Raw genomic sequence first — 11512 nt, forward strand, 5'->3', positions numbered from 1 at the left:
ACTTGCTTTCTTTTGTACCAATGAGTATTTAACGAAACTGTTTTTTTCATTTCACCACAAGTGTATAAAATGAGGCCTTCTTTATATAAGATTTTAATATCGTCATCTCTGACGATACCAATATCTTTTCACTTCTCGCAATTACATGCAGAAGTGGCTTTAACTCAAGAATCTGTTCTCAACGCAAATGGAGTATTCAGCCCGCTATCTACAAGCACTGCGGGAGGAACCACTTATAACGTTGAGAGCGATATTTCTATTGTAGATGCCGGGCAAGCTACGGCTCTTGCTTCTGCAGCTTTCGTTCAAACTGCTGCTGATCTTACTTTCAAAGGAAATGGGCATAGCCTATCCCTAGCAAACATTAATTCCGGAGCTAATACTACGGGAATTAACGTTTCTACTGCAGATAAAACTCTTACTCTAACAGATTTTTCTAAATTGAGCTTTACGAAGTGTCCGTTTTTTACAACGAATACGGGAAAGGGAGCGGTACAATCTGGAGGAGCGTTAAACTTAGCGAATAACGCGAGCATCCTTTTTGATCAGAACCATTCCGCAGAAAATGGTGGAGCGACCTCTTGCAAAGCTTTGTCCCTAACTGGCTCAATCAAAGAAATCAGCTTCACCACTAACTCTAGCGCGAAAAAAGGTGGTGCGATTGCCACTACAGGAGTTGCTAACCTTTCAGACAACCCGGGAACCGTAGTATTTTCTGGAAACACTGCCGTTAATTCTGGAGGAGCAGTATATGCAGAAGGTGCTACGACTATCGCAGGAAACGGCCGTGTTGTTTTTAGCAACAATAGCGTTTCTGGATCTAACGATGGCTGCGGTGGTGCTATCCATTGTAGCAAATCAGGTACGACACCGATCCTTGCTATAAGAGATAACAAAGTTCTGATTTTTAATGAAAATACTTCTGCAGAAAAAGGCGGGGCTATTTACGCAGATAAGCTCAATCTCTCCTCTGGCGGACTAACAATATTTACAAAGAACAAAGCGACTAATGCCACTCCTAAAGGTGGAGCTATTGGGATTTCTAGTAGCGGAGAGTGTAGTTTAACAGCTGAACTCGGGAATATTACTTTTGAAAATAACCTTATAGCAACCGCAAACAATTCTTCGATAAAAAGAAATGCTATTACTATTGAAAGCAATGGTAAATTCACTAATCTACGCGCAGCCTCTGGAAAGTCTATTACTTTCTATGATCCTATTGTTTGCGAAGGCGCTTGCGCCGATCTCCTTACCTTAAATAAAGCCGAGGGCACTAAAGTCTATAACGGGAAAATTATCTTTTCTGGGGAACAGCTTACTCCCGAGCAAACAGCGATTGTTGATAACTCTAAGACAATATTCACCCAACCGATTACGTTAGCGGCTGGCGAGCTTATCCTAAGAAATGGTGTTGAAATAGAAGCGAAAACAGTTTCGCAAACAGATGGTTCTTTAATCCTCATGGATACAGGAACAAAGCTGTCAGCGAAAACAGAAGATGTTACTCTGACAAATTTGGCTATTAATCCTAATTCCTTAGATGGGAAAAATCTAGCCATTGTTGCAGCCGCAGCAAGTGCGAAAAACGTAACTCTATCCGGAGCTATTGGCGTTATTGATCCTACAGAAAAGTTTTATGAGAATCATAAACTAAATGATAGGTTAGCTTTAGAGGGAATAAAACTTTCAGCAAAAGGTGCAGTAACAACAACCAACGTACCCGGAGCCACTATTGGCACTCCTGAGAAACATTATGGTTATCAGGGACACTGGACAGTTTCTTGGGTCTCAGATGATACATCGGATCCAAAAACAAAAGTCGCTGTCTTTAACTGGAATAAAACAGGATATGTTCCAAATCCTGAACGTCGCGCTTCCCTAGTACTAAATAGTCTTTGGGGATCCTTCATGGATGTGCGCTCCATTCAAGAAGTGTTGGAACGTAGCGTAGATAGCCTCCTTGAGACACGCCGCGGCCTTTGGATTTCTGGAGTTGGTAACTTCTTCCATAAAGACAAAAGCGCCGAAAGCCGACAATTCCGTCACATTAGTGCGGGATATGTGTTAGGTGCCACAACAAATACTTCTCAGGAAGACACGCTTAGCGTAGCTTTCAGTCAGTTATTTGGAAAAGATAAGGACTACCTCGTAGCAAAAAACTCTGCCAACGTCTACTCAGGCTCCCTCTATTATCAACATGTGGGTAAGTTTGATAATCTGACACGGTTATTTAAAGGTCCTAACTCTTGTTGTTCAGGATATTCTAAGGAAATTCCTATTTTCCTAGATGCACAAGTCACCTACTGCCACACCAGCAACAATATGACAACAGCCTATACAGATTATCCTGAAGTGAAAGGCTCTTGGGGTAATGACACTGTTGGTATAGCATTATCGACAAGTGTACCTATTCCTGTATTTAGTTTTTCTCTCTTTGATAGCTACGCACCATGTGCAAAATTGCAAGTTGTCTATTCTCATCAAGAAGACTTTAAAGAACCAACAACAGAGGGTCGTGTTTTCGAAAGCTGCGATCTCCTCAATGTTTCTGTACCTATGGGTATAAAATTTGAGAAGCTCTCCTTCGGAGAGAAAACAGCTTACGATCTTACACTGCTGTATGTACCTGATGTATATCGTCATAATCCAAGCAGCATAACAGGATTAGCTATTAATGATGTTTCTTGGTTAACAACAGCTACGAATCTTTCTAGACAAGCTTTCATAATTCGTGCCGGCAACCATATTGCCTTATCATCTGGTTTTGAGATGTTTAGTCAATTTGGCTTTGAATTGCGAAGCTCTTCAATAAACTATAACGTAGACCTTGGAACTAAGGTTTCTTTCTAAAAGCATCCCCTGCTCATCTCTGGGCAGGGCTTCTTCTTTTCAGAACTCCCAATCCCCTTGACTTTTAATCATTTTTATGATCGTTTAAGGCTATCTCAAATCACCCAGAGCATGAAATATGAAACATCCAGTTTACTGGTTCCTAGTATCTTCGGGGTTGCTAGCCTCGACCTCATTGAGCTTTGCTCAAGCAGTTAAAGAGAATTTAAATCCCTCTCATAGTTATGATGGAAATACAACAACAGGTGCATTCCAAACTAAAGAAACATCAACAGGCGCTGAATATACTTGCGAAGGGAATGTATGCATTACTTATGCAGGGAAAGGTACTGCATTAACAAAGAGTTGTTTCTCAGATACAACTGAAAACCTGACCTTTATAGGGAATAACTATTCTCTTTGTTTCGATAATATTAATACAACAGCTAAACCTGCTGCTATTGAAGTAACACAAGCGGATAAAACCTTATCCATTTCAGGTTTTTCATCATTTTCATGCTCTTATTGCCCTCCAGGAACTACTGGACAAGGCGCTATTAAGTCAGGAGGAGCGGCTACTTTCGACAACAACTCTAACGTACTTTTCAATAGAAATTGTTCAACGGCAGAAGGCGGCGCAATTAACTGCAAAAGTCTAACACTTAAAAATTCATCAGGATGTGCAAATTTTATACAAAATTCATCCGATAAAAAGGGTGGGGCTATTTACTGTAGTGATGGTGAACTCCGATTAGAAAATAACGATCAGATTCTTTTCTCTGGAAATACTTCCAAAGAAGGTGGAGGAGCTATTTATACAAAAAAGTTTATGCTAACCTCTGGCGGGACCACAATATTTTCTAATAATTCCGTAACTCATAATACTCCAAAGGGTGGGGCCATCTCTTTAGCAGATGCAGATAGTACATGCAGTCTATCTGCTGATCGTGGCGACATTATTTTCGATGGGAATAAAGTAATAACAAGTGGGGGTAACACGACAACGAAAAGAAATTCTATAGATCTAGGTTCTGGAGGAAAGTTCACTCAATTAAGAGCAAAAGATGGTTTTGGCATCTTCTTCTATGACCCGATTGCTAATAATGGGGATACCGCCACAGAATTAGAAATCAATAAAACTGAAGGAACCTCAACCTATTCAGGTCGTATTGTCTTTTCTGGAGAAAAGCTAACCGAAGATGAAAGAAAAGTTGCGGACAATTTGAAATCCACTTTCAAACAACCCATCAAAATAGTGTCCGGGTCTCTTGTACTTAGAGATGGAGCAACAGTAGAAGCAAAGAAAGTCTCACAAACCGGTGGCGCTGTTGTGATGGATTTGGGCACTAGCCTAACCACAGCCACTACGGGTGAAGACATCACTTTAAGTAATCTCGTCATCAACATCGCCTCATTGGGGGGGGGGGGTCCTTCTCCGGCACAAATCTCAGCTGGTGCAACCAATAAAAGCGTTACAATCCAAGCTGTTAATCTAGTCGACTCTGATGGCAATGCCTACGAATACCCCGTATTCTCTACCACAAAACCCTTCTCAGCAATAGAAGCTAAAGCTAATGGCACTGGAACAGCCACAACACCAACTGATAAACTAACTAACTATGTCCCATCCGCTCATTATGGCTATCAAGGTGTCTGGACAGAAACCTGGACACAAGGAGCAACTACGGCCACACAAACTGCCACTCTAAACTGGAAACAAACCGGCTATAATCCTAACCCCGAACGTCAAGGCCCCTTAGTTCCTAATACCTTGTGGGGATCTTTCTCAGATGTACGCGCTATTCAGAATCTTATGGATATTAGCGTCAATGGTGCGGATTATCAAAGAGGCTTCTGGGTATCTGGATTAGCAAACTTTTTACATAAAAGTGGATCAGCAACCAAACGTAAGTTCCGTCACAATAGTGCAGGATATGTTCTAGGGGTATTCGCGCATACTCCTTCTGATGATATCTTCTCCGCCGCCTTCTGCCAGTTGTTTGGAAAAGATAAGGATTATTTAGTCTCTAAAAACAATGCGCATATCTACGCGGGTTCCGTCTATTACCAGCACACCTCCTTCTGGAACGCTTGGGATAGACTGCTACAAAATACTCTCGGCGCGCAAGCTCCGTTAGTACTCAATGCACAGTTAACTTATAGTCACACGTCTAACGATATGAAGACCAATATGACTACTAAATACGCTCCTCACAATGTCGTTTACCCAGAGATCAAGGGTGATTGGGGTAATGATTGTTTTGGAGTAGAACTCGGAGCTACTGTGCCTATTGAATCTCCATATTCTTCCTTATTTGATATGTACTCTCCTTTCTTGAAATTCCAACTTGTTCATGCTCATCAAGAGGACTTTAAAGAAAACAGCAGCGCTGAAGGAAGATACTTTGAGAGCAGCAATCTCACAAACCTCTCTATGCCTATCGGCGTGAAGTTTGAGAGATTCTCTGACAATGATAATGCTTCTTACAACTTAACTTTGGCTTATGCTCCGGATCTTGCAAGAAGCAACCCCGATTGTACTACGTCTCTATTAGTGAGCCCAACCACAGCTGTTTGGTTAACTAAGGCTTCTAACCTAGCCCGACAAGCTTTCATTGTAAGAGCAGGAAATTATCTATCCCTGTCATCCAACTTTGAAATCTTCAGTCAGTTTGGTTTCGAGCTCAGAGGCTCTTCTCGAACCTATAACGTGGATCTCGGATCTAAAATCCAGTTCTAGTCTCATCCACCTCCCCTGCCCCATCCCGGGGCAGGGCCTCCCCACCCATTCCCCTTGACTTTTAAATATTTTTGTGATCGTTTAAGACTATCTCAAATCACCCAGAGCATGAACATATGAAATATCCAGTTTATTGGTTCCTAGTATCTTCAGGACTAATTGCCTCAAACACACTGAGCTTTGCTGCTGCTCAGCAAGAAAATCTATCCTCCTCGGATAGCTATAACGGCAATACAGCGGGCAATGCAACATTCACGCCAAAATCCACCTCTAATTCGGATGGAACGGTTTATACTTGCACAGGAGACGTATGCATTGCTTATGCGGGGAAAACAACTCCTCTATCGGGAAGTTGTTTCTCTCAAAGTGCGGGAGATCTTTCTTTTATAGGTAATGGGTACTCTCTTTGTTTCGAAAGCATCACCGCCACAGGGAAACCCGGAGCCATTGAAACTACTGTTAATGATAAAAACGTATCTATCTCGGATTTCTCTATGTTTAACTGCTCCTTCTGTCCTCCAGGAGTAACTGGATCAGGAGCCATTAAATCAATGGGAACAACCACTTTTGACAAAGACGTCAATATTCTATTTCAGAAAAACTGTTCCTCAACAGCCGGGGGAGCTGTTAATTGCAAAGGACTCGTATTAAAAGGAACTTCGGGAATCGCTAATTTTATAGAAAATAAATCTTCAGACAATGGCGGTGCAATAGAGTCTTCGGGAGAAAGCTTTATTGAAAACAATACTGGAATCATTAGTTTCTTAGGAAACTCTTCTGAGAAACAAGGTGGGGCCATCCATTCGGAGAACAGTATTACTGTGTCCAACAATAATAGTGTCGTGTTTTCTAAAAATACAACTACAGGAAGCTCAGGCTCTTCTGGAGGAGCAGTTTATTGTAATGGTAACTCGCAAACCCCAAAACTAAAGTTCGAAGGAAACAAACAACTATCTTTTATTGAGAATACATCTACAACTAGTGGGGGAGCTATCTATGCAAAGAAGCTAACCATAAATTCTGGAGGCACCACAGTATTTTCTAATAACTCAACAACCAACGCCAATCCTAAAGGAGGTGCTATTTGTTTAGATACAAGTGGAGAATGTAGTCTAACCGCAGAGCTTGGTGATATCATCTTTGATGGGAATAAAATAATAACAACTGGCAACAGCTCTTCAATAAAAAGAAATGCCATTGATTTAAATACTTCCGGTAAGTTTACCAAACTAAGTGCCAAGGAAGGCTTTGGGATTTATTTCTATGACCCTATTGCTGATAGCGGAGACAACACCACAGCAATCGAGCTCAATAAAACTGAAAATGCGATTAATTACACAGGAAAAATTGTCTTTTCTGGAGAAACTCTATCTGCCCAAGAAAAAACTCAAGCAGATAACCTAACTTCAACGTTTAAACAACCGGTTACTCTATCTGCGGGATCTCTCATTCTTAAAGATGGTGTTACTGTAGAAGCCAAGTCCTTTACTCAAACTCAAGGATCCGCGGTTATTATGGATGTGGGCACCACTCTACGGACTCCGTCCAATGACGGTGATGCCATTACATTGCCCAATCTGAGCATAAACATCGCCTCGCTGGGGGGGGTACTCCTTCTTCTGCTAAAATCCAATCTCAAACAACAGGTAAGCAAGTTACCGTTACAGATATAAGTTACGTAGATGAAGACGGACATGCTTACGAATATCCTGTTTTTTCTAAAACTCGCGATTTTGCTTCCGCTATAACTCTCCTGGCTGCTAATGGAACCCAAGTAACCGCACCCACTCACCCTGCAACTCCTCTCACCCCAGCCCCCCACTATGGCTATCAAGGAAATTGGTCCATCTCTTGGAAACAAGGTACTGGAACCAATGAACAGAATGCCACTTTAAGTTGGAAACAAACCGGTTATCTTCCTAACCCCGAACGTCAAGGACCTTTAGTTCCTAACACTCTTTGGGGATCTTTCTCCGATATAAGAGCTATCCAAAATCTTATGGATGTAAACGTTAATGGTGCGGATTATCAAAGAGGCTTCTGGGTATCCGGATTAGCAAACTTTTTACATAAAAGTGGATCAGCAACCAAACGTAAGTTCCGTCACAATAGTGCGGGATATGTTCTAGGGGTATTCGCGCATACTCCTGCCGATGACATCTTCTCCGCCGCTTTCTGCCAATTGTTTGGAAAAGATAAGGATTACTTAGTAGCCAAAAACAATGCGCATATCTACGCAGGTTCTATCTATTACCAACATACCTCCTTCTGGAGTGCTTGGGAGAACCTACTACAAAACACTATCGGGGCCCAAGCTCCTTTAGTCCTCAACGCACAACTCACTTATAGTCACACTTCAAACGATATGAAGACCAACATGACTACTAAGTATGCTCCCCGTAATGTCGTTTACCCAGAGATCAAGGGTGATTGGGGTAATGATTGTTTCGGCATAGAACTCGGAGCTGTTGTGCCTATCGAGTCTCAATACTCTTCCCTTTTCGATATATATTCCCCATTCCTAAAGTTCCAGCTTGTTCATGCTCATCAAGAAGACTTTAAGGAAAACAGTAGCACGGAAGGAAGATACTTTGAGAGTAGTAATCTCACAAACTTATCTATGCCTATCGGTGTGAAGTTTGAGAGATTTTCTGAAAATGACAGGGCTTCTTACAACCTGACACTGGCTTATGCCCCAGACATTGCAAGAAGTAATCCTGATTGTGCCTCGTCTCTATTAGTTAGCCCAACCACCGCTGTTTGGTTAACTAAAGCTTCTAACCTAGCTAGACAAGCTTTCATTGTAAGAGCGGGAAATTATCTTTCCTTATCTTCTAATTTTGAAATCTTCAGTCAGTTTGGTTTCGAGCTCAGAGGCTCTTCTCGAACCTATAACGTAGATCTCGGATCTAAAATCCAGTTCTAGTCTCATCCACCTCCCCTGCCCCATCCCGGGGCAGGGCCTTTCATTCCCTTCAATCTCATTGACTTTTAATTATTTTTGTGATCGTCTTAAGCCATCTCAAATCACCCAGAGCATGAACATATGAAACATCCAATTTATTGGTTCCTAGTATCTTCAGGGTTGCTAGCCTCGACTTCATTGAGTCTGGCAACCCCAGTAGAAGTAACATTGCCTTCAACAGATAGCTACAACGGCAATAATTCAGCAAGCACCCCCTTCACACCAAAAGATACGTCTGATAGCACGGGAACACAGTACAATTGTACTGGAGATGTTTGTATCGCTAATGCCGATACCAATAGTAAAAGTTGTTTCTCTCAAAGTGTTGGAGATCTTTCTTTTATGGGTAATGGGTACTCTCTTTGTTTCGAAAGCATCACCGCCACAGGGAAACCCGGAGCCATTGAGACTACTGCTAGTGATAAAAACGTATCTATCTCAAATTTCTCTATGTTCAACTGCTCCTTCTGTCCTCCAGGAGTAACTGGATCAGGAGCCATTAAATCAAAGGGAATGACCACTTTTGACAAAGACGTCAATATTCTATTTCAGAAAAACAGTTCCTCAACAGCCGGGGGAGCTGTTAGTTGCAAGGGGATCGTATTAAAAGGAACTTCGGGAATCGCTAATTTTATAGAAAATAAATCTTCAGAAAATGGCGGTGCAATAGAGTCTTCGGGAGAAAGCTTTATTGAAAACAATACTGGAGTTATTAGTTTCTTAGGAAATTCTTCTGCGAAACAGGGCGGAGCCATTCATTCGAGCAATAATATTACTGTGTCCAACAATAATAGTGTCGTGTTTTCTAAAAATACAACTACAGGAAACACAGACTCTTCTGGAGGAGCTATCTACTGTAAAGAAAGTAGCGGAAATACTGCAGAACTAAAGTTCGAAGGAAACAAACAACTAACTTTCTCAGAAAATGCATCCTCAACTAGTGGCGGAGCTATCTATGCGAATAAGCTAACTATAAATTCTGGAGGCACCACAGTATTTTCTAATAACTCAACAAACTCAACAACCAATGCCACTCCTAACGGGGGTGCTATTTGTTTAGATACAAGTGGAGAATGTAGTCTAACCGCAGATCTTGGTGATATCATCTTTGATGGGAATAAAATAATAACAAGTGGTGGCGCTTCCACAACAAGAAACGCCATAGATTTAAATACTTCCGGAAAATTTGCCAAGCTAAGTGCCAAAGAAGGTTTTGGTATCTACTTCTATGATCCTATTGCCAATAACGGAGACACTAGCACTGATCTACATATCAACCAACAAGAAAACGCTGCTACTTATACAGGAAAAATTGTCTTTTCTGGGGAAACTTTATCTACCCAAGAAAAAACTCAAGAAGAAAACCTAACTTCAACGTTTAAACAACCGGTTACTCTATCAGCGGGATCTCTCATTCTTAAAGATGGTGTTACTGTAGAAGCCAAGTCCTTTACTCAAACTCCAGGATCCTCGGTTATTATGGATGTGGGCACCACTCTACGGACTCCGTCCAATGACGGTGAGGCTATTACATTGCCTGATCTGAGCATAAACATCGCCTCGTTGGGGGGGGGGGGGGTACTGTCTCCTGCTAAAATCCAATCTCAAACAAATGACAAACTAATTAACGTTACAGCAATTAGTTACGTTAATGAAGGCGGAAATGCTTACGAATATCCCGTATTCTCTATAACTCGTGATTTCGCATCCGCTATAACTCTAGTTGCGGCTAACGGAACACAAGCAGCCCCAACTATTCCTGCCACTCCCTATACACCAGCTCAGCACTACGGCTATCAGGGAAATTGGTCTATCGCCTGGAAACAAGGTACTGGAGCCAACCAACAGAATGCTACTTTAACTTGGACTCAAACCGGTTATCTTCCTAACCCAGAACGTGAAGCACCGTTGGTTCCGAACACATTATGGGGAACATTTACAGATATTCGTGCCCTACACCAACTTATGGAAATAAGTGCTAAAGGTATAGAACACGAACGTGGCCTTTGGGGATCTGCGATCACAGACTTCCTACATAGGAAAAAAACAAATACGAGCAGGAAATACCGTCATATCGGCGTGGGTTATGCTGTAGGTGCTAGCGCACAGACACCAACAGAAGATTTATTTTCTTTAGCCTTTTGTCAGCTCTTTGATAGAGATAAAGATTATATGATATCTAAAAACCGCACGCATGTCTATGCGGGCTCATTGTTCTTCGAACATTTTCATATGCTGCATCCTCAGACTTACCTTACTCAAGCAAGAGCTAAAATTCCCTCTTCCTTTTTATCAAAGCTTCCTGAGAATGTTCCTGTGATTTTCAACATCCTGTTTAGCTACAGCCATGCTGAAAATGATATGAAAACTCGTTACACCCAACGCTATGCGCCTAAGAATATTATTTATCCTGAGGTTAAAGGCAGTTGGGCAACAAATTGCTTTGCTGGAGAAATTAGCGGTAGCCTCCCTATAGAGCTTTCGGACTCTTATGTCTTGGATAAATTTGTTCCTTTCCTGAAGGCACAGATGATCTATGGAGAACAAGAAAGCTTCCAAGAGCCAACAAGTGAAGGACGTGCTTTTGAAAGTAGCCATCTTTTGAACTTGTCTTTACCTATTGGTGTGAAGTTTGAAAGTGTATTTGGAAATGACCAAGATACTTTCGATCTTATGCTTGCATATTCTCCGGACGTTTTCCGCGTGAATCCACATTGTACAACTTCATTAGTTGTTACAGGAGCTGCTTGGGAAACCAAAGCTGCACCTTTAGCTAGACATGCTTTAGTCGTTCGTGCTTCTAATAATTTTACCTATTCTGACTATGTAGAATTATTTGGACACGGTGGATTCGAACTTCGCGGATCTGCGTACGGCTATAATTTTGATCTTGGTGGAAAAATCCGCTTCTAAGATTTCTTCTCTCTTCCCCGCCTAGTTCCAAGCGGGGAAGATCCTCCGCATTTCCTACATCACTG

The 11512-nt window shown here is 41.7% G+C and carries 3 protein-coding genes and 1 pseudogene; all 4 read left to right on the forward strand.

What is annotated here, in order from left to right; translation table 11 throughout:
- Positions 1-69 precede the first annotated feature (69 nt).
- The 4 genes and pseudogenes from CF_RS03620 (at position 70) to CF_RS03635 (ending at position 11447) form a co-directional block, all read left to right on the forward strand.
- The gene (locus CF_RS03620) at positions 70-2850 is read left to right on the forward strand and encodes a polymorphic outer membrane protein middle domain-containing protein (RefSeq protein WP_011458271.1); all 2781 of its coding nucleotides are present in this window, start codon (positions 70-72) and stop codon (positions 2848-2850) included.
- Positions 2851-2968: 118 nt separating this feature from the next.
- The gene (locus tag CF_RS03625; RefSeq protein ID WP_011458272.1) at positions 2969-5569 is read left to right on the forward strand and encodes an autotransporter domain-containing protein; all 2601 of its coding nucleotides are present in this window, start codon (positions 2969-2971) and stop codon (positions 5567-5569) included.
- 116 nt (positions 5570-5685) lie between these two features.
- A pseudogene (locus CF_RS03630) lies at positions 5686-8495 on the forward strand (autotransporter domain-containing protein).
- Between the two features lie 120 nt (positions 8496-8615).
- Positions 8616-11447 (forward strand): polymorphic outer membrane protein middle domain-containing protein, encoded by a 2832-nt coding sequence (locus tag CF_RS03635; RefSeq protein WP_011458275.1) that lies wholly within the window; start codon positions 8616-8618, stop codon positions 11445-11447.
- Positions 11448-11512: the final 65 nt, after the last annotated feature.

The sequence above is a fragment of the Chlamydia felis Fe/C-56 genome (assembly GCF_000009945.1).
Classification (GTDB): Bacteria; Chlamydiota; Chlamydiia; order Chlamydiales; family Chlamydiaceae; genus Chlamydia; species Chlamydia felis.